20 protein-coding genes are annotated in these 19,750 nt (G+C 66.4%); 11 read left to right on the top strand and 9 right to left on the bottom strand.

Going from position 1 to position 19,750, the window contains the following annotated elements:
- The first annotated feature begins 24 nt into the window (after positions 1–24).
- Positions 25–1,404 (top strand): hypothetical protein, encoded by a 1,380-nt coding sequence (locus MU582_21810; protein UPK75034.1) that lies wholly within the window; start codon positions 25–27, stop codon positions 1,402–1,404.
- Here the strand turns inward: MU582_21810 and MU582_21805 are convergent.
- The 4 genes from MU582_21805 to MU582_21790 all read right to left on the bottom strand — a co-directional run bounded on the left by MU582_21805 (position 1,315) and on the right by MU582_21790 (position 5,384).
- Positions 1,315–2,358 (bottom strand): alanine racemase, encoded by a 1,044-nt coding sequence (locus MU582_21805; GenBank protein ID UPK75033.1) that lies wholly within the window; start codon positions 2,356–2,358, stop codon positions 1,315–1,317. The two genes, MU582_21810 and MU582_21805, sit on opposite strands and share 90 nt — an antisense overlap.
- Positions 2,359–2,437: 79 nt before the next feature.
- Positions 2,438–3,559, bottom strand: coding sequence for an aminoacyltransferase (locus tag MU582_21800; protein UPK75032.1), 1,122 nt, complete (start codon positions 3,557–3,559; stop codon positions 2,438–2,440).
- A gap of 104 nt (positions 3,560–3,663) precedes the next feature.
- Entirely contained in the window at positions 3,664–4,809 is a 1,146-nt protein-coding gene (locus tag MU582_21795; protein UPK75031.1) for a hypothetical protein, read from the bottom strand.
- On the bottom strand, positions 4,806–5,384 hold the full coding sequence (locus tag MU582_21790) for a sigma-70 family RNA polymerase sigma factor (protein UPK75030.1): 579 nt from the start codon (positions 5,382–5,384) through the stop codon (positions 4,806–4,808). Before MU582_21790 ends, MU582_21795 begins: the two co-directional genes overlap by 4 nt.
- A 539-nt stretch (positions 5,385–5,923) precedes the next feature.
- Here MU582_21790 and MU582_21785 point away from each other — a divergent pair.
- The 7 genes from MU582_21785 to rplI all read left to right on the top strand — a co-directional run bounded on the left by MU582_21785 (position 5,924) and on the right by rplI (position 11,741).
- Entirely contained in the window at positions 5,924–6,475 is a 552-nt protein-coding gene (locus MU582_21785) for a methyltransferase domain-containing protein (GenBank protein ID UPK75029.1), read from the top strand.
- A gap of 80 nt (positions 6,476–6,555) precedes the next feature.
- Positions 6,556–7,314: an ABC transporter ATP-binding protein gene (locus MU582_21780; protein UPK75028.1), complete on the top strand. Its 759-nt coding sequence runs from the start codon at positions 6,556–6,558 to the stop codon at positions 7,312–7,314.
- 7 nt (positions 7,315–7,321) lie between these two features.
- Entirely contained in the window at positions 7,322–9,862 is a 2,541-nt protein-coding gene (locus MU582_21775) for an ABC transporter permease (protein UPK75027.1), read from the top strand.
- 170 nt (positions 9,863–10,032) lie between these two features.
- Positions 10,033–10,323 (top strand): 30S ribosomal protein S6, encoded by a 291-nt coding sequence (rpsF, locus tag MU582_21770; protein UPK75026.1) that lies wholly within the window; start codon positions 10,033–10,035, stop codon positions 10,321–10,323.
- Between the two features lie 98 nt (positions 10,324–10,421).
- Positions 10,422–10,961, top strand: a complete 540-nt coding sequence (locus MU582_21765) for a single-stranded DNA-binding protein (GenBank protein UPK75025.1) — start codon at positions 10,422–10,424, stop codon at positions 10,959–10,961.
- A gap of 76 nt (positions 10,962–11,037) precedes the next feature.
- Positions 11,038–11,274 carry a 30S ribosomal protein S18 gene (gene rpsR / locus MU582_21760; protein UPK75024.1) on the top strand — a complete coding sequence of 79 codons (237 nt, stop codon included), beginning with the start codon at positions 11,038–11,040 and terminating at the stop codon, positions 11,272–11,274.
- A gap of 17 nt (positions 11,275–11,291) precedes the next feature.
- Positions 11,292–11,741, top strand: coding sequence for a 50S ribosomal protein L9 (rplI, locus tag MU582_21755; GenBank protein ID UPK77222.1), 450 nt, complete (start codon positions 11,292–11,294; stop codon positions 11,739–11,741).
- Positions 11,742–11,831: 90 nt separating this feature from the next.
- Here the strand turns inward: rplI and MU582_21750 are convergent, their stop codons facing one another.
- Positions 11,832–12,818 carry an iron-siderophore ABC transporter substrate-binding protein gene (locus tag MU582_21750; GenBank protein UPK75023.1) on the bottom strand — a complete coding sequence of 329 codons (987 nt, stop codon included), beginning with the start codon at positions 12,816–12,818 and terminating at the stop codon, positions 11,832–11,834.
- Between the two features lie 250 nt (positions 12,819–13,068).
- Here MU582_21750 and MU582_21745 point away from each other — a divergent pair, with 250 nt between their 5' ends.
- From MU582_21745 to MU582_21735, 3 genes are read left to right on the top strand one after another with little or no spacing between them, the layout of a single operon-like run.
- Positions 13,069–13,881, top strand: coding sequence for a deoxyribonuclease IV (locus MU582_21745; protein UPK75022.1), 813 nt, complete (start codon positions 13,069–13,071; stop codon positions 13,879–13,881).
- Positions 13,882–13,892: 11 nt separating this feature from the next.
- Positions 13,893–14,138, top strand: coding sequence for a LapA family protein (locus MU582_21740; protein UPK75021.1), 246 nt, complete (start codon positions 13,893–13,895; stop codon positions 14,136–14,138).
- A gap of 49 nt (positions 14,139–14,187) precedes the next feature.
- Positions 14,188–14,964 carry an isocitrate lyase/phosphoenolpyruvate mutase family protein gene (locus MU582_21735; GenBank protein ID UPK75020.1) on the top strand — a complete coding sequence of 259 codons (777 nt, stop codon included), beginning with the start codon at positions 14,188–14,190 and terminating at the stop codon, positions 14,962–14,964.
- A gap of 4 nt (positions 14,965–14,968) precedes the next feature.
- On the opposite strand, the gene MU582_21730 is transcribed toward MU582_21735, so the two are convergent.
- The 4 genes from MU582_21730 to MU582_21715 all read right to left on the bottom strand — a co-directional run bounded on the left by MU582_21730 (position 14,969) and on the right by MU582_21715 (position 19,725).
- The gene (locus tag MU582_21730) at positions 14,969–17,419 is read right to left on the bottom strand and encodes an FAD-dependent oxidoreductase (protein UPK75019.1); all 2,451 of its coding nucleotides are present in this window, start codon (positions 17,417–17,419) and stop codon (positions 14,969–14,971) included.
- Positions 17,412–18,329 (bottom strand): choline kinase family protein, encoded by a 918-nt coding sequence (locus MU582_21725; GenBank protein ID UPK75018.1) that lies wholly within the window; start codon positions 18,327–18,329, stop codon positions 17,412–17,414. Before MU582_21725 ends, MU582_21730 begins: the two co-directional genes overlap by 8 nt.
- 173 nt (positions 18,330–18,502) lie before the next feature.
- Complete coding sequence (locus MU582_21720; protein ID UPK75017.1) at positions 18,503–18,736, bottom strand: hypothetical protein; 234 nt, start codon at positions 18,734–18,736, stop codon at positions 18,503–18,505.
- A gap of 167 nt (positions 18,737–18,903) precedes the next feature.
- Complete coding sequence (locus MU582_21715; protein UPK75016.1) at positions 18,904–19,725, bottom strand: GntR family transcriptional regulator; 822 nt, start codon at positions 19,723–19,725, stop codon at positions 18,904–18,906.
- Between the last annotated feature and the right edge of the window lie 25 nt (positions 19,726–19,750).

Genomic DNA, 19,750 nt, shown 5'->3' with positions numbered 1-19,750 from the left:
TGTGCGCATGAAGGGCGTACGCGGGTGAGCGGGATCGCTGACCTCGGTGCGCATGGGCGACCGCATCCGTGGTGGACGCCGCTGCGCGTCGTCCTCGCGATCGGTGCGGTGACGTTCACGCTTTCGCTGGTGGTGAAGGCACCGTGTGCCGCCGGCGCCTGGTGGGACTCGCCGAACGACTACGCGAAGGCCTGCCACACACCGCTCGTCAACGACTATGCGTTCTCCGGACTCGCCGAGCGGGTGGCGCCTTGGGATGCCTCGGCCGACCAACACGTCGTACGTCCGGAACAGACCGTTCCCGACGCCGCGATGTCGTACGCCGCCGCGGTCGTTGCTCAGGGCGTCACCGGCGACGCAGACATCGACGAACGCCGCAGCGCGCCGGTCGTCGACATCGCGAAGGACGCCGAGGTACGCCACGAGAGTGTCGTGTACATCGGTGTCGTCGCGGTCGTTCAGCTACTCGCATTCCTCATCGGCCTGCGATGTCTTGTCCTCGCCCGGCCGCGGCGGCCCTACGCGATGGTGGCGATGGCGAGCGCTCCGGTGCTGCTGTTCACCACGGTTCTCGGCTGGGATCTGATCCCGATAGCACTCGTCTGCGGTGCCTGGCTGGCCTGGTCCCGGCGGCGGGCAACGGTGGCCGGCGTGCTCCTCGGGCTTGCCGGGGCGATGGCGTTCTGGCCGCTACTCATCCTGCCGGCGCTGGCATTGGCAGGCGTACGCGGAGACAGCCTCGACGTGGCCGGCCGAGCCATCGGGGGCGCAGTCGTCGCGTGGGTGTGCGCGGTGATCCCGCTCGTCGTCGTTTCCGGAGGCGCGTACTTCGACCCGATCTCGGCGTATGTGGACCTCGACCTCGGCGCGGGCTCGATCTGGGACATCGCCGCCGACCTGGGCGTCACGCCGTCCAGTGATGCGCTCAACGTGGCGCTGCTGATCGGCATGCTCATCGTCGTCGGAGGCGTTGCCACCTTCGCCCTGAAGGCATACCGGTCTCCCGATGCGCCGACCCTTGCGCTGCTGCTCGTACTCGGCTGGTTCGTACTCACCAAGACCTACGAACCGCAGTACGCGCTGGTGCTCCTGCCGCTGGCGGCGTACGCCTGGCCGCGGTGGCGTGACCTGCTGTGGTGGCAGGGCGCCGAGATCCTGTTCGTGCTCGGCACGTGGTGGCATGAGGCGGGGTTCACCATGGACAGCGGTGACGTCGACCGCGTGTATCCCGCGCTGATCCTGATCAGGGTCGCAGCGCAGTTGTGGCTCGCGGCACGCATCATGCTCGATCACCGCTTCGCGAGCGACGATCCGTCAGTCGAGCTCGATCCGGTCGAACGTCGTGATCGTGAACCGAACGTCGACAGAGACGTCGTCACCGACCTGCGGCGGAGTGACCGATGACGGCAACAACAGCATGCTCGCCTGCATATGCGGCGGCTCGGCGAACCACCGCTGCTTACCCGCGACGGTGAACGGCGACAGGGCGAGGCCCGCTGCCTCGAGGCCGCCCTTCGCGAACGACGTCGCCCGCTGACGCACCGACACCGCAGACGTCGGCGCCTCCAGGCCGATCCCGTGCGCCGTGCCTCCGGACACCACCACCAGCGAACCGTCGCGCGGCATCGCACGCTGGCGGTATCCGACGCGCTCGCCGCGACTCACCTCGTGGACGTCGAGGACGCTCGAGCGTACGCGTAGGGCGCGGCGGTCGCCGAGCCACAGATCGGTGCCGATGCGCGGTCGGACGGAGATGTTCGGACGGCGCTCTCGAAGAGTGGCGAGCTCGCTGTCCTTGAGATGCGATACGAACACCGTGCCGGTATCGAGCTGCGACGCCTGCACAGCCGCGATCCACTGCTCGGCCTCGGCGAGGTTGTCGCCGGCCATCGGGAGATGCAGGGAGAAGCCGTCGAGTTGCAGCCGGCCCAATGCCTTCGCGGCCTCGCTGAGCGAATGCCGGTCGAGTCCGTGCCGCTCCATCGAGGTCATGCCCTCGACCACGACCCGCGCCCCCGGCTGGCTGCTCGCCAGCGCTTCGATGTCTTCGACCCGCCCGACCGTGTGGATGATGCGCGGGTTGTACGCCGAGCCGTCGCGTACCTCCGGAAGGAACGGACGCCACGGGCTCATCACCAAGATGTCACCGTCGTAGCGCGAAGCAACCGACGGCACCTCGGTGTACGTGCCGACCGCGATCGTGTCCGAACCGAGCCACTGGGTACGCCGGGCAAGTGCCGGCCGACCGAAACCGTAACCGTTGCCTTTGGCAACAGGCACTAGCCCGGGTTGTGCGTCGGCGACCGCGCGCAGGTGACTGCGCCACCGCTCCCCGTCGATCCGCAGGGTGAGTGCCACGTCAGCTCCTCCGTCGCTTAGCGCTGTGTCGTCGGTACATTCAGTCTGGCCGTCGCTTCATGCTGTGCCCTCGGTACATTCAGCTCCTCCGTCGCATGTACTGGTCGAATGCCGTGTAGAGCACCTTCGAGATCGGGAGGTCCCATTCGCCCGCGTACGCGACGGCCTCTCCGCCGGTGCCGACCTTGAACTGGATCAGCCCGACGTGTGAGTCGTCCGGGTCGAGGGTGTCGGTGATGCCGCGCAGGTCGTACACCTTCGCGCCCGACTCCATGGCGTCACGCATCATCTGCCACTGGATCGCGTTCGACCCGCGTACCTCCCGCTTCGCGGTCGTCGATGCTCCGTACGAATACCAAGCATGCTCGCCAACCTGCACGAGCGTCGTCGACGCGACCAGGTCGCCTTCATGTGTCGCGAGATACAACCGCATCCGTAGCGGATCCTCGTCGGTCAGCGAATCCCACATCTGCTCGAAATAGCCGAGCGGGCGCGGCGTGAAGTGGTCACGCTCTGCCGTCTCGGCGTAGATGCGGTGGAACTCCGCGAGGTCGTCGCGTCCGCCGAGTCGGACCTCGACACCTGCCTTCGCGGCCTTCTTGATGTTCCGGCGCCACAGTTGGTTCATGCCGCGCAGTACGTCGTCCTCGGTGCCGTCGATCGCGAGCTGGAAGTTGTACTTCGGCTGTCCGGCGGAGAAGCCGCCTTCGGTGGCCTGCTCGCGCCAGCCCAGCGACTCCAGAGCTTCGACGACCGAGAGCCCGGCCGGGTCATTGGTATCGGCGGGCACGTCGTCCAATGTGTGCAGCGCGTCGTCGGCAATGGCCTTCTTGATCGTCGCTGCTTCCCATCGACGGGTGACGACCGGCGGTCCCATCCGTACGCCGAACGCGCCCTTGCCACGTAGGTGTTTGACCATCGGGTCGAGCCAACGCGACAGGTCGGCGCCGTCCCAATCGATCACCGGGCCCTCAGGCAAGTACGCGAGGTAGCGCTTCACCTTCGGCAGTTGGCGATACAGCACCAGACCAACGCCGGCGATCGCGCCGTTGTCGGTGAACCATCCGATGGACTCACTGCGCCATTCCGACTTGACCGCAGCCCACGACGGCATCTGTAGGAAGCTCGCACTCGGCCGACCGGCGATGAACGCCCGGTGCTGATCGGCACTGATCGTCGATACGGTCAATGAAGCAGTCACCCACGCGAGGCTACCGGAGTCGCTACGCACAACACGCACCCGTCAGGACGCGATCCCGGTCACCAAAGTGGTGGTGACCGGGATCGCGGATTACTGGGGCCGCGTCAGCAGCCGAACATCTGGCGCCAGCCCTGGTACTGCGGATGGCGTTCGAGGATCCGCACCTCCTCGGGGACCGACTCGGCGTAGTCGCCGTCGGCGGTCATCGCCTGCAGGACGGGCCAGTCCTCGGCCTTCCGTAGGACGTCGAGCGCCGCGTCGTCACCGCCGACGTACTCCTCCGCCCATCCGCAGAGCACCGGTCGGACGAAGGCCGCCCGGGCTTGGTACGGATCCTGTGGAAGGTTCAGGTCTTCGGGCGTGACGGTGACTCCCGCAGGCATGGGCACGTCGCGACTCGCCTCCTCGAGGAACGCCTCCGCCTCGGCGGGCTGCACGACAGCACCGTCGAGAGAGTCGAGCCAGGCACGCCGATCGACTCGTCGCAGGGTGCTCATCAGCTCGTCGTACTCGGCCCGATCGGCCACGGTCGCATCGAACTCGAGGAACCGATCGCCAACGGTCGGCAGGATGGTCATGACGCGCAGACTGGTCTCCGGTTCGCCGTGGCTACGCCCGCGTTTTGGATCGACCTTCTTCCCGGGCCGTGGCGCCATGCAGCAACTCAGCTCCCCCTTGGTCGAGGCATCGTCGATACGCTCGCTGAATGCCCAGCCCTGCTGGCCGAGCAACGACACCCGCTCCTTGTCGTCGTAGTCGGTTTTGCGATCACGAAGGTACGCGTCGTAGTCGGACGCGTCGTACCACGACATCTCCAGCGTGCCCTTGCCCGATCCGTCCTGCCACGAGATCGAACCTCCGGCGCCGACGTCGTTGAGACCGTCGACCTGCCAGCCGTCCTGCCCGACCACGACCTGACGGAGGTTGTCGCTCGTCGGCGGGGCAGTATCCGCACCGGCTGACGGTGCGCCCGCGTTCTGCGCGCGCTGACCGTGGTCGTCGGACTGGGGGCCGATGACCGCAACTGCGCCCGCCACGACTGCGGCGACGGCTGCCGCCGCAATGACGGGAGCCACCCAGCGCGGTCGACGCTGCACAGCGGGGTCCTTGGGGATCGGGGCTCTTGTCGGTGTCGACATGACTTCCTCCATCAACTCCTGGCTCGCCGCCTGAAGAGCGAGGTCGTCGACCGAACGTTGTGGGTACGGGTCGCCGGCCGCGACCAGTTCGTCCACCTTGTCGTTGTTCATCGCCCCTCCCTCGGTGCGAGTCGAGATTGCCGCGGCAGCGCCGCTGGCCGGTCGTGGAGTACATGTCCGGGTTCGCGTGGATCGTCTCCGTCGAGTTCTTTTCGCAGCCGCTCCCGGGCCCGGGAAAGGCGCGTACGGGCGGACCGGGCCGAGATGTCGAGCACCACGGCGATCTCGCGGGGTTCGAGGTGCTCCCACGACGACAGCTGCAGTAGCTCGCGGTCCGCTGGCCGAAGTTTCGCCAGCGCCTCGCGTACCGTCACCGCGAGCGCCACGTCACCCGCCGGATCGGGGATCGTCTGTTCCCCGATCGTGGCGCGAAGGCGCGCTCCCAGGCGCGTACGTCGGGTGCTGGCGCGGTTGCTGTTCGCGAGTACCCGGCGGCACACCCCGTAAAGCCACAGCCGCGCATCGTCACCGTCCGGCACTCGGTCGATTCGCCGCCAGGCGACCAGAAAGGTCTCGGCGACGGCGTCGGCGGCATCCTCGGCGGCAATCACCCGACGCAGGGCATAGCCGAGCAGCGGGGTGAAGTTCGCTTCGTACACGCGTTGAAACCGATCCGCCTCGCTCATGTCACCCCCATGTCCGGATCAGGTCCGATCGTTACACCCGTACGTCTACCGGGCGACTACCCGCCACTCCAGTCCTCATCGCCGTCGGCGTTCACCTTTTCTTCGGCACGACTACCCGTCTGCCCGGCTCGGCTTCGCTGTCGGCTTTCCGCTTCGTCGGTACGACTACTCGCCGCTTCGGTTCTCGTCGCTGTCGGCTTTCCTCACTACTCCGGCTGGGCAAAGACGCGGCGACGCGGGGGCCGCAGCTACATGGCTCGGCTTGCTTGCCGGCTAACCCGATTCGGTTGGCTTTGCGGGGTCGGTGGTGGTTTACCAAGTGAACTTGGTGAAACTCCGCTTTGCACGGCAGCTACACCGTGCAAAGTGACAGGTTGCTGTGCCCGCTGGTACGCCAGTGGCCACCGTGACCGGAGGCCACCCGAGCGTGCCGCCGCTCGCGCGAGCGGCGGCACGCTCGGGCCACGCCGAAAATGCGTTGCCGGCGCCGTCGGCGATCCGTACGGTCTGGCGCATGATGATGTTTGTGATGGTGCGTCGTGTCCGCGAACGGGCACAGGCGTTCGTCGAGCGCCAGATCCACCCGGCGGTCCTGGGGATGGCATCCACTTCAGCCTGAATGGGCCGAGCGCGTCGTCGACAACGCTGAGCTCGACGGCCGCCTCGTCGTCGACGTAGGCGCCGGCAACGGAGCGCTCACCGAACCGTTGGTACGCCGAGGGGCGCGAGTGATCGCCGTAGAGCTCAATGCAGAGCGCGCAACTGCTCTGCGCCGACGATTCGGCGACGTCGATGTCACGGTCGTACGCGCGGATCTCGCCGATCTGCGCTGGCCGCGCAAGCCGTTCCGTGTCGTGGCGAGCCCGCCGTACAACCACACCAGTCAGCTCGTACGCCGACTTCTGTCGCTGCCGCAGCTACACGCGGCAGACCTCGTACTGCAGAAGGCGGCCGCGGCGCGACTTGTTCAGGGGCCGCGGGGCAGGCACGCGCATGCGTACTCGCTGACTTTAGGGATGCCCGTGCCTCGGAAGGCGTTCAACCCGCCGCCGAAGGTCGACTCGGTGGTGCTGCAGATTCGACGTAGGTAGTCGATGTGTCGACTTTCGGCGGATGGCGACCGCCAGATTCTCGACGCTACCTTTAACGCACTGAACCCGGGGAGGAACCAATGACCGAATCCAACGAGCGGCGCGTTGCTGCTCGAGCGAACGAACTCACCAAGACCTACGGCACTGGCGAGGCGCAGGTACACGCGCTCGACGGCGTCACGGTCGAGCTGTACGAGGGCGAGTTCACCTCGATCATGGGGCCCTCGGGTTCTGGCAAGTCGACCTTGATGCACCTGCTGGCCGCACTCGACATCGCATCCGCGGGCACGATCACGATCGGCGACACGGATCTCGGATCGCTGAGTGACAACGCGCTGACCAAACTGCGGCGCGAGGAGATCGGGTTCGTCTTCCAGGCCTTCAACCTCGTACCCACCCTGACGGCCGAAGAGAACATTCTGCTGCCGTTGTCGATCGCCGGGCGCAAGCCCGACCGGGAATGGTTCGACCTGATCGTCGAGACCGTGGGCCTGCGCGATCGCCTCGACCACCGTCCGAACGCGCTATCGGGCGGTCAGCAGCAGCGCGTCGCGTGTGCGCGGGCGTTGGTCTCACGTCCGTCGATCGTGTTCGCCGACGAGCCGACCGGCAACCTCGACAGCACATCGGGGGCGGAGGTCTTGGGCTTCCTGCAGCGCAGCGTTCGCGAGTTCGGCCAGACCATCGTGATGGTGACGCACGATCCCGTCGCGGCGTCTTACTCCGATCGGGTGATCTTCCTCGCCGACGGAGTGATCGTCGACGAGCTACGCGACCCGAACGCCGACCGCGTACTCGAGCACATGGCCGCCATCCAGACCCGCGCGCTCAGCGCATAGCCCGCCGATGCTTCGCGTTACATTCCGCAACCTGTTCGCGCGCAAGGTGCGGCTGGCACTGAGCGCCTTCGCAATCGTGCTCGGAGTCGCATTCGTCGCCGGTTCGCTGATCTTCACCGACACGATGCGGGCGAGCTTCGACGGCATCGTCGAGGGCTCCTCGCCCGACGTCACCGTACGCCCGACCGATCAGTCGAGCGGCAACTTCGCTTCGATCGACACGCGTACGCTCCCGGCGTCGCTGGTGACCAAGATCGCCGACGCACCCGGCGTCGAACGCGCGGACGGCTCCGTGCAGGGGCAAGACCTCTTCCTACTCGACTCCGACGACAAGATCGTCGGCGGACAAGGCGCTCCGACGCTGTCCTTCAACTACGACGACGCGCCGGCGATGACCGGTGAGCCGGCGGTCACGATCGCCGAGGGCAAGGCGCCGAGCGGCCCGAACGAAGTAGCCGTCGACGAGAGCACCGCCGACGCCGCCGGATACGAGCTCGGCGACACGATCGAGATGACCAGCGCAGGCGACAAGTCCCGGCTCTCGGCCGAGCTCGTCGGTCTTGCGAAGTTCGGCGGCGGCGGTCTCGCCGGAGCCAGCCTGGTCTTCTTCGACACCAAGACCGCTCAGGAGCTCTTCGTGGACGGGAGCGACGCGTTCAACACCGTCTCCGTCACAGCGGCACCGGGAGTCAGCCAGACCGAGCTGCGAGACAACGTCGCACAGGTCATCCCCGACCAACTCGAGGCGGTCACCGGTGACAAGGTGAGCGACGAGACCCAGGACGAGATCGGGCCGTTCCTCGACATCTTCGGGTCGATCCTGCTCGTGTTCGCCGCGATCGCCGTCGTCGTCGGCACCTTCCTGATCGTCAACACATTCTCGATCCTGGTTGCCCAACGCAGCCGCGAGCTCGCGCTGCTCCGCGCCGTGGGGGCGTCCCGCCGGCAGGTCACCGGGTCGGTGCTTCTCGAAGCGGTCATCGTCGGGTTCATCGGCTCGACGGTCGGTCTACTCGCAGGATGGGGTCTTGCTTCGCTGCTCCGGTCGCTGTTCGCGCTGATCGGGCTCGACCTGTCACAGACACCGCTCGTCTTCGACGCGCGTACCGTCATCGTCTCGTATCTCGTCGGCATGATCGTCACCATCGTCGCCGCGTATCTGCCGGCGAGGCGGGCCTCACGAATCCCGCCGGTGGCGGCGCTACGTGACGACGTCGCACTGCCGGAGTCGGCGATTCACGTGCGGATGATCGTCGGCGGCGTGCTCGCGCTGGCCGGTGTCGCCCTGTTGGTGTTCGGACTGCTCGGCGAAGGTACTGGCGGCCTGATCGCCGTCGGCGCCGGTGTCTTCGCGCTGCTGATGGCCACGGCGATGTTGAGCCCGGTGCTCGGCGTACCCGTTCTGCGAGCGCTCGGGGTCTTGTACCGGCCGGTGTTCCGGATGGTCGGCCGCCTCGCAACGCAGAACTCCCTGCGCAATCCACGCCGGACGGCGGCGACCTCGTCCGCGCTGATGATCGGGCTCGCACTCGTCACCACGATCTCGATCCTCGGGGCGTCTCTGAACGCGTCGATCGAGGACGCGGTGAAGAAGGAGTTCCAGGCGGACTTCCTGCTGTCCAACCCGACGTTCACCGGGTTCAGCCCGAAGATCACCGAAGACGTACGAAAGCTCGACGAAGCGGGCGCCGTCGCTGCCACCCAGGTCGCGTTCGGCGACCTGAACGACAAGTCGGCGACCATGACCGGCGGCGATGCGGCCGAGCTGAACGAGATCTACGACTTCCCGATGGTGTCCGGCTCGATCGACGTACGCCAGGGTGAGATCGCCGTGAGCGAGTCCACCGCCGACGATCGCGACCTGAGCATCGGTGACTCGGTGACACTGGCGTTCCCGTCCGGTGAGCAGCAGGCCGAGGTCACCGGCATCTACGAGGACTCCAACGTTGTGTCAGGGGTGCTCGTCCCGTACAGCACTCTGCAGCGCGCCGATCTGCCGCGCCGCGACTTCACCACGAGCGTCAACGCCGCGAGTGGTGTCTCGGGTGCAGAGCTGCAGTCGGCACTCGACGACCTGGTCGAGGACGAGCCACTGGTGACGGTGCAGGATCAGCAGGACTTCATCGACACCCAGCGGGCGCAGGTCGACCAGCTGGTGTTGCTGGTGTACGCGTTGCTCGCGCTGGCGATCGTCATCGCCGTGCTCGGCATCATCAACACGCTGGCGCTGAGTGTGATCGAGCGTACGCGTGAGATCGGGTTGCTCCGCGCGGTCGGTATGACCCGGCGACAGCTTCGTCGGATGGTCCGGTTGGAGTCGGTTGCGATCGCCGTGCTGGGTGCCGTGCTCGGCATTGCGATGGGCGTCGTCTTCGGGATCGTGCTGCGGCACGCGATGATCGATGAGGGATTCACGGCCTTGGCTGTGCCCGTCGTCCAGCTGATCGTGTTCGTCCTGATCGCGGCGATCGTCGGCGTTCTCGCGGCGGTCCTACCGGCGCGCAGAGCTGCGCGACTCGACGTGCTCACTGCGATCGCGGACGAGTAGCGAAGGCGGACAGCGGCGAGGCGGCTGCCGGCCAACGCTCGATTGGCCTCGGCCGTCCTCGCCCGGCTACACTGCATCGATTGCTCGTACGCCCATGCGTTGCGAGCTGATGCAAAGCCCTCCTGTCACGGAGAGACCGTGACCGCAGAGTCCGTAGGAGGTGGAACGCCTTGCGTCGTTATGAGCTGATGGTGATCCTCGATCCAGATCTCGAGGAGCGCACCGTCGCCCCGAACCTCGATCAGTACCTCAATGTCGTGCGCCAAGACGGCGGCGATGTCGAGAGCGTCGACGTCTGGGGACGTCGCCGTCTCGCGTACGAGATCGACAAGAAGTCCGAAGGCATCTATGCCGTCGTCGAGTTCAGCGCCAAGCCCGACACGGTCAAGGAGCTGAGCCGGCAGCTGTCGCTGTCGGAGTCGGTCATCCGGACCAAGGTCGTACGCCCGGACGCTCGATAATCCACAGCCGCCGACCGTACGTCGTGGACAACAGTTCCCAATGTCGGCGGACGGCGGTTTACTGCTAGGCAGCAGTCCCTCAACCTTTCGGAGATCTCATGGCAGGCGACACCGTCATCACCGTGGTCGGCAACCTCGTCGACCATCCCGAGCTGCGCTTCACACCGTCCGGAGCAGCGGTTGCCAACTTCCGCATCGCCTCGACGCCGCGTCAGTTCGACCGTCAGTCGGGTGAGTGGAAGGACGGTGACACGCTGTTCCTGTCCTGTGCCGTTTGGCGTCAGGCGGCCGAGAATGTCGCGGAGTCCCTCGAGAAGGGCATGCGCGTCATTGTTCAGGGCCGACTGAAGATCCGTCAGTTCGAGCGCCAGGACGGCTCGCGCGGCCAGAGCACCGAGATCGATGTCGACGAGGTCGGTCCCAGCCTGCGCAGCGCCACCGCCAAGGTGACTCGGGCCAGCCGCTCCGGCGGCGGTCAGGGCGGCTACTCCGGCGGCGGAGGCGGCGGGCAGCAGTCCGCTCCGGCCAACGATCCGTGGGCGGCTCCGGCCGGCGGCGGCAACGCCGGTGGCGGGCAGAGCGACCCGTGGGCCTCCGGCAACGCGCCGGCGGGTTCGTCGGATGAGCCTCCGTTCTAGGGCAGCGACCTAGTCAGACCAGATTTTCAGACCATTCCGGCCACCGAGGCCGGGCTCAGTAACGAGGAGCACCACAATGGCGAAGCCCGTTGTACGCAAGCCCAAGAAGAAGCAGAATCCTCTGCTCGTGGCTGGCGTGAGCTACATCGACTACAAAGACACCGCGCTGCTGCGCAAGTTCATTTCCGACCGCGGCAAGATCCGTGCGCGTCGGGTGACCGGTGTCTCCGTTCAGGAGCAGCGCAAGATCGCGACCGCGATCAAGAACGCCCGCGAGATGGCGTTGCTGCCGTACACCTCGACCACCCGCTGAGTGCAGAGGAGCACATGATGAAGCTGATCCTCACTCACGAGGTCGCAAACCTCGGCGCACCTGGCGATGTCGTCGAGGTCAAGGACGGCTACGGCCGCAACTTCCTGATGCCCCGCGGCTACGCGATTCGTTGGAGTCGCGGCGCCGAGAAGCAGATCGACTCGATCAAGAAGGCGCGTACGGTCCGCGAGGTCCGCGATGTCGCACACGCCGAAGACATCCGCAACCAGATCGAGGGCGTGACCGTCAAGATCCGCGAGCGCGTCGGCGAGGGCGGGCGTCTGTTCGGCGCCGTCACCGTCTCCGAGATCGCGGCGGCGCTGAAGGACCAGGCCGGTATCGACGTCGACAAGCGTCGCATCGAGGTCGGCAACCCGATCAAGTCGGTCGGCGGGCACTCCGTCACGGTCTCGATCCACCCCGAGGTGTCGGCGAAGCTGGCCCTCGATGTCGCGGCCGCCAGCTGACGCACCACGCTGACGAGGCACTTCTCGCGCACTGACGAGTACCACCCTTGCGGGTGACTCGGCGCCGCGCGAGGAGTGCCTCGCTCTTTTTCAGCTCTCCGGGTACGGCGCGGGCTTCGTCGACGGGTCGTCGTCGGTGGCCGCGGCAAGCCGTGGCACTGCGACCTCCAGTACGTACGGCAGGCTCAGCGGACTGTTGAACCCGAGCGCGCCGGCGAAGTCGTCGGAGAACTCACCCACGTCGACCATCCGGTTCTGCTTGACTACGTCGAGACTCTGGAACAACTCGGACTCAGCCACGTCCTCTTCGACACCCTCCGCGATCAGCACGTCGGCGTCGAAGGTTCCGAGCTCCTCCTCGCTCACTTCTCCGCCTGTCTTCGGCACGGTGAATCCGAGATCGGTCAACCAGCCGGATCGGTAGTCGTCCGTGCCCAGTGCGTACGCGCCGCCCAGCGCAAACGCCGCGCTCTTTCCCTCGAACTCGGGATGCTCGTCGCGGGCGTCGGCGAACGCCTGCTTCGTCTGCTGTACGAGATCCTTCGCCTCGGCTTCCACGCCGAGCGCCTTGCCGGTGAGCAGCGTCTGCTCCTCCCAGTCCGGCGCACCGGCGTCGGTCTCGGCAACAGTCGGTGCGAACTCGGCGAGAAGTTCGTACGTCGCCTTGTCGATGTAGCCGTTCAGCCCGAGGATGAGATCGGGGTCGAGCGACGCGACCTTCTCGACATTGAGCTCCTCGGCGCCGACCGTCGGGATCTCCTTGCCCTGCACGCTCTTTGGTGCCCAAGGCCGATTCGGCGCGTCATAACCCAGAAACTCGCGGACGCCGACCGGCTCGACACCGAGAGCGAGTGCGAAGTCCTGATCGCTGAAGCCGATCGTCACCACGCGCTCCGGGGGCTCCTCGATCTCGACTGCGCCGAACGACGTATCGATGGTGACCGGGTACGCCGATGCGTCGCCGACCGGTTCGCTATCGGACTCGGAGGAGTCGGATGAGTCTGATCCACAACCGACGGTCGTGAAGAGTGCGACCGAAGCGATCAGGGTCGCGGTGCGGCGTAGCGTGAAGGTCATTAGGTGAGGCTAACCTGCTTGTTGAACCCGGTGACCGCCCGGGTACGACCGGTCCGGTCGTCGGTGCGCATCTCTAGTGTCCTGCGTTTGAAGTGGCTTTACGGTAGGCGTCGTCCAGGTGGATGCATCCGCAAGGACGAGGAGGACAGTCATAGTGGGCCCTATTTCCGACGACGAGGACGCCGCGGGGCGCCGCCTGGGCGGCGAAGAACGTCAAGGTACTTCGAACGCAGGACACTAGAGTGGGATCATGAGCAACGTCGCGGAGAAGATCGGTGCCCACGTCGACCAGACCGACCCGATCGCGGAGGCCGAGGCGCGGTCCGCATCGGTCGTGCAGATCTTCCTTGGTGACCCCCAGGGTTACAAGGGGCCGGAGTGGGCGTACGACGGGGGGCCGGAGGCGCTCAAGGCAGACGCCGAAGCCGCTGGCATCGACCTGTACGTCCACGCGCCGTACCTGATCAACGTCGCGACGACCAACAACCGCATCCGCATCCCGAGCCGCAAGCTGCTGCAGCAACACGTCGACGCGGCCGCCTCGATCGGGGCCAAGGGCCTGATCGTGCACGGCGGTCACGTCAACAAGACAGACGACCCGGAGAAGGGTTTCGACAACTGGCGCAAGGCCATCGAGGCCACCGACCTCAAGCTGCCGGTGCTGATCGAGAACACCGCCGGCGGAGACAACGCCATGACCCGCTACCTCGACCGCATCGCGCGGGTGTGGGATGCGATCTCGAAGGCCGAGGGGTTCGACAACGTCGGGTTCTGCCTCGACACCTGCCACGCCCATGCGGGCGGCAACGCGTTGGAGACGATCGTCGATGACGTACGCGCGATCACCGGTCGCATCGACCTGGTGCATTGCAATGACAGCCGTGACGAGTTCGACTCCGGAGCCGACCGCCATGCCAACCTCGGCGCCGGCAACATCGATCCCGACCTCATCGTCGGAGTCGTACGAAGTGCGGGCGTACCCGTGGTCTGCGAAACTCCAGGTGGTGCCACCGAGCACACAGCCGATATCGAGTGGCTTCGAGAGCGCGTCACGCAAGCCTGACGGAGGCGATCATGACCGATCAGTCCGACCGTGGTGAGGGACGACCGTTACGGATCAGTCCGAAGCTCGTTGTCGGTCTGGTGATCGCCGTCGTCGCGCTCGTGTTCATCTTTCAGAACACCAGCAAGGGCAGGATCGACTTCCTGTTCTGGACGATCTCGATGCCTGCCTGGATCTGGCTGTTGGTCATCTTCGTGGCGGGTCTCGTCGTCGGGTCGCTGTTCCCGTGGATGCGCGGTCGACGCAAGGAGCGTTGACGTCCGATCACCGCCAGCGGCTGGCTCCTCGCCGTGCTGTGATCGGTGCATGTCACCTGATCAGCGCGAGCGTGCATCTGACTTCGCCCGGCTCCACACCACGACTGAGCCCCTCATACTCCCCAATGCCTGGGACGTCTCGTCGGCGCGAGCTGTCGAACGCGCCGGCGCTACGGCCATTGCCACCACGAGCGCCGCACACGCGTGGGGGCTCGGACTCGACGACGGAGGTGACCTCGACCTCGAGTTGGTGATCGCTTCCCTCGCTCGCATCGTCGCGTCGGTCGACCTACCCGTCTCGGCGGACATCGAGGCCGGGTACGCCGATGGCCACGATGAGCTCGCCCGCAACATCGCGGCGATCCTGGACACCGGCATCGTGGGAGTCAATCTCGAGGACACGGACGCGCGCGCCCTTCGTACCCGCGCTGACCAAGCGGCGCGGATCGAGACCGTACGCCGAGCAGCCGACGAGCAGGGCGTTGAGCTGTTCATCAATGCCCGGATCGACACCTACTTCACCGACGGGATCGCGGAGACGCAGCGGCCGGCCGAGACCTTGGAGCGAGCGAAGTCGTACGTCGATGCCGGCGCCAGTGGGGTCTTCGTGCCGGGACTGCTCGACCCACCCATACTGTCCGAGCTGGCCAGCGCGCTCCAGGTGCCCGTCAACGCGATGCTGATGCCCGGAGCGCCCAGCATCGAAGAGCTTTCGGAGGCAGGCGTTAGTCGGATCAGCGTCGGTCCGGCACTGCATGGGGTCGCGAGCAAGGCGATCGAGGCCGCAGCGGTCGGACTGTTGTCCGGCGGTACCTATCCGGCCTAGGCCGTCAGCGCACGCGTTCGCTCTTCGGGTCGTACGGCGCCCGCAAGGAGACCTCGACGGGGTACGTCGTGCCGGCCACGTTCACGGAGTACGTTCCTGCGCGTACCCAGTCGGCGTTCGCGACCTCTCCATCTGTCGCGGTGACGTACGCGAGCCCGACGCAGGCTCGCGTCGTCGCTCCCCACGCGGCCGACGTGACGATGCCGGCCGCAACCCCGTCGCGGAGCACCAGCTCGCCGCCCCAGAGCATCGGCTCAGGATCCGATACGACGAACGAAACGAGCCGCTTCCGTGGACCGGCCGCCTTGGCCTGCTCGACTGCCGAACGGCCGATGAAGTCGATATCGGTCTTCAGCTTGCAGGCGAAGGTCAGCCCCGCCTCGACGGGTCCGTAGTCGGGGGTCAGCTCGCGGCCGAATGCGCGGTAGCCCTTCTCCAGGCGCATTGACTCGATCGCGTAGTAGCCGGCGTCGACGATTCCGAGGTCGGCGCCGGCGGCCATGAGATCGTCGTACACGCCGACGGCGAAGTCCGTTGGTACATAGAGCTCCCAGCCGAGCTCACCGACGTAGGTGATCCGGGTCGCGCGTACGGTCGCCGCGCCGATCGTCAGCTCGCGACTCTCGCCGAACTGGAAGGCGTCCGAGCCGAGGTCGGCGTCGGTCAACCGCGACAACAGGTCGCGCGAGCGTGGTCCCATGACCCCGAGCACCGCGTACGCCGAGGTGACATCGACGATCTGTGTCGTGGTCCCGGCGGGCAGGTTGCGCCGGATCCAGTCCTGGTCCCGCTCAGTTGACGCCGAGCTACTGACGAGGAGGTACGTCTGGGGTCCGGTGCGAGTGACGGTGAGGTCCGACTCGTACGTCCCGCCGTCGTTCAACAGCCCGGTGTAGACGGCTCGGCCGATGGGCACGTCGACGTCGTTGGTGCAGATCCATTGCAGTGCCGCGACGGCGTCGCCGCCGGTGACGAGGTATTTCGAGAACGAGGTCTGGTCGAACACCGCCACCGCGTTGCGGGTCGCGAGCTGCTCGGCCGACGACCAGGGCAGCCAGTTCTGTTTGCCCCATGCGTACTCGATGTCTGGCTTCTCGCCACTCGGTGCGAAGTAGTTCGGGCGTTCCCAGCCCATCTTGCTGCCGAAGTAGGCGTTGCGGTCCGCGAGCCGGTCGTGCACGGGTGAGCGCCGGAACGGCCGGGCGGTCGAGAGCTCGCGGTTCGGCCAGGGGATCGCGTAGTGCAGGCCGAGGATCTCCGAAACCCGCGAGCGCAACCAGGCGTTGTTGCCATGGAACGGCGCGAACCTCCTGATGTCGACCGCGAGCAGGTCGGCCGTCGCCCGGCCCTCGACGATCCACTCCGCGAGCGCGCGACCTGCGCCGCCCGCCGACGCAATGCCGACGGAGTTGAACCCCGCGCCCACAAAGTAGTTACGCAGTGTCGGCGCCTCGCCGAGGATGAACTGGTTATCGGGCGTGAAACTCTCAGGTCCGTTGTAGAACTTGCGGATTCCCGTCTCGCCGAGCGCCGGAATGCGTTCGAGTGCGCTGTCCATCAGCACCGAGAAGTGCTCCCAGTCCTCGTCGAGCAGCTGGAACTCGAACGGGTACGGCAGATCATGCGGCGAGCGCCAGGGCTTCGCATCGGGTTCGAACCCGCCGACGATCAGGCCGCCGACCTCCTCCTTGAAGTACGTATAGCCGTCCGGATCACGCAGGATCGGCAGGTCGGGATGTACGCCGCCGAGTTGATCGGTGACGACATAGAAGTGCTCGGCGGAGTGCAGTGGGATCGTAACGCCGACCTGGTCGCCGAGGTGCTTCGCCCACTGGCCGGCGCAGTTGACGACGATCTCGGCCTCGATGTCGCCGACATCGGTGTGCACCGAGGCGACGGCGCCGTCTCGTACGCCGAAGCCGGTCACCCGGACCCGCTCGTGGATGGACGCGCCACCCTGCCGGGCCCCCTTGGCGAGTGCCATCGTCAGATCCGTCGGGTTCGCCTTGCCGTCTCCGGGCAGCCAGATGCCGCCGACGAGATCGTCGACGCGCATGACGGGATACCGCTCCTGCGCCTGCTCCGCGGTGAGCAGCTCACACTCGAGTCCGTACGCCTCCGCAGTGGAGGCAGTGCGTCGCAACTGAGTCATGCGTTCGGGAGTACGCGCAACGGTGACGCCTCCGCAGCGCTTGTAGCCCGCGCTCAGTCCGACTTCGGCCTCGAGAGCCGCGTACAGCTCGGTCGAGTACTGCACCAGACGAGTGCCGCTCTCGGATGCGCGCAACTGACCGACGAGCCCGGCGGCATGCCAAGTCGTGCCGCACGACAACTCGCCCTGCTCGAGTAGTACGACGTCGGTCCGGCCGAGCTTCGTCAGGTGGTACGCGACGCTGGCCCCGATCACGCCGCCGCCGACTATCACGACCTGTGCCCGCGACGGGAGCTCAGTCATCGCGCTGGACCTCCTCGAGAAGCGTGTCGAAGCTTGTGGAAGTGAAGGCGGCCGCGGCACGCTCGTAGCGCTCCATGCTCCAGGCATGGAAGTCGAAGTCGAGCGGGCTGGTCGCGTCTTGGATCACACCCCAGAGCGACCACCCGTACTGCGAGGCGATCGCCTGCAGCCGGGTGCGGGCGATCTTGTTGCGTAGTGGTCGTTCGAAGTACGCCGTCACGAGCTCTTCGAGCTGCTCGGCAGTCAGATCACATTCGGTGCTGATGTTGCCGAGCTCGAAGCAAGCGTCGTTGTTACCGGAGTACTCGTAGTCGATCAGCCAGAGCTTATCGCCGTCGTCGATGAAGTTGCCCGCCAGCAGATCGTTGTTGCACGGTACGAGCGGCTCCGCGCGTACGGTGAGCGCCGTACGCATGCGAGCGAAGTCGTCGGTGAACGTTTCGTACCGGGGTGGTAGGGCGAAACCGCGTTCGCGCACGATCCGCAGGTAGCGCTGCTGTCGGGCGAACATGTCGAACTCGTTGACGAAAGCGGGCCCGGTGTGAAGCTGCCGGCAGGCTCTCGCCGCGCGTTCGACGACGCCGTCGACCTGGAAGTTGTGGTTGTCGTACGTGATGCCGTCGATGTAGCCGATGACGAGCATGCTGAGCTCAGGGCGGTACTCGAGAACGGGCGCACCGACGCCGGCGGCCTCGGCAGCACGGGAGTTCGCATGCTCGGCGTCACGGTCGATGCCGAGCAGCTCCGTGTCGCTGCGACTGCAGCGCACGACATGGGTACCGGTCGCCGACGTCACCTTGAGGTTGCGGTTGGTCAACCCGCCGGAGAGCTCCTCGACGGTACGCGGGCGATCGCCGAGTACCGCCAACGCGTCGAGCGCCTCGAGCGCCGGGTCTCCTGTCTCGACCATTCCCGAAGGTTAACGAAGCGTCACCTAAAGGTCTAGACGCCAAGCACGGTTACCGACGCGAAAATGCTGGTCGGAATGTCCACGAGGGCGCACTCGAGTGGGTCGGCGTCCCCGTTGTCGATGAAACTTGAGCCCCCGCTGGCTCGACGCGCCGACCTACCTGACCTTCTGGGTCAGGTTCCGTCGACGATGCGCCGGAGTTGGTCGAGGGAGTTCAATTGCGACTCCACATGGCTGCGGGCCGGAATCGGGCCGTTCGCCATCGCGATCACCGAGTGGGCGCCGAGGTGACTGACACCGAGCGCGTGCGCGATCGCCGTGACCGAATCACCCTGTGTGGCCATCGCCCCCTGCACTGCGCTCCAGTTGTCGATCGCCACCAGACGCGCACGGTGGAACTCGATCATGTTTGCCAACGTAGGTTTAGACACTTCTCACATCTATCCGTCGATATGAACGTGTGGACTCATGCGGACGGTGCGGGACCCGTCACTGGGCTCTCCGGGACTGGACCGAGAACGTCGTTAGACAACAGCCCCACCCTGACCGACGCAGTTGCCCGCTCCGAGGTTGCCTACTCCGGCCGAATATCCACCCGAAATGGTTCGGCAGTTTCGGACCCCTCGATGCTGGTGCGCAGGGCGATCCTGGTGCGGTCAGCGCGATAGCGATCATACGCGAACTCGACGGGCATCCCGGTGGCTGTATATGCGGTTCGGGTGACCAGCATCAGCGGCGCCGAAGGCTCTGTGTCGAGCAGCCGAGCGTGCTCGGCCGAAGCAACGACCGGCTCCAGCCATTCGCGAGCCGCATGCGGTGCGCGGTCGTACGTGCGGCGCATGAGCGAGTAGAGCGATCCGGTCAGTCGGCGATCGAGTAGTCCGGGAAACATGTCTGCCGACAGGTAGGTCTCCTCCAGGGCAAGTGGCTCACGGTCGGCAAGACGTACGCGCACGATCTCGTACACCTGCGCTCCCGCGGGGACCTCGAGGGCCTTGGCGACCTCCGGAGGTGCCGCCCTACTCTGTGCGGTGACCATCCGAGCGCCCGCGCGTACGTGTGCCCGACTCATCTGCTCGGTGAATCCGGGGAGTCCGGTGAGGTCGCATTCGATCCGCGGCCGGGCGACGAACGTACCTCCGCCGCGTCCCCTCCTGCGCTGAAGCAATTCGCGTTGCTCCAATGCAGAAAGGGACTGGCGAAGGGTCATCCGGCTCACGCCAACGGCGGCGGCCAGCTCGCCCTCCGGCGGCAGCTTGTCACCGGTCGAGAGCGAACCATCGGCGATCAGGCCCGCCAGCCATTGTTCGATGCGCGCGTGGGACGGCCCGCCCCCGGCCGTACGAAGGTCGGGCATGCCGGTGAATGCGTTGTCGTTGACGGTGAGCGTCCGCACGCGTTGAGCCTACGCCGCAGTGGCC

The organism is Nocardioidaceae bacterium SCSIO 66511 (assembly GCA_023100825.1).
Taxonomy (GTDB): domain Bacteria; phylum Actinomycetota; class Actinomycetes; order Propionibacteriales; family Nocardioidaceae; genus Solicola.
This window is presented reverse-complemented; position numbering and strand designations above follow the sequence as displayed.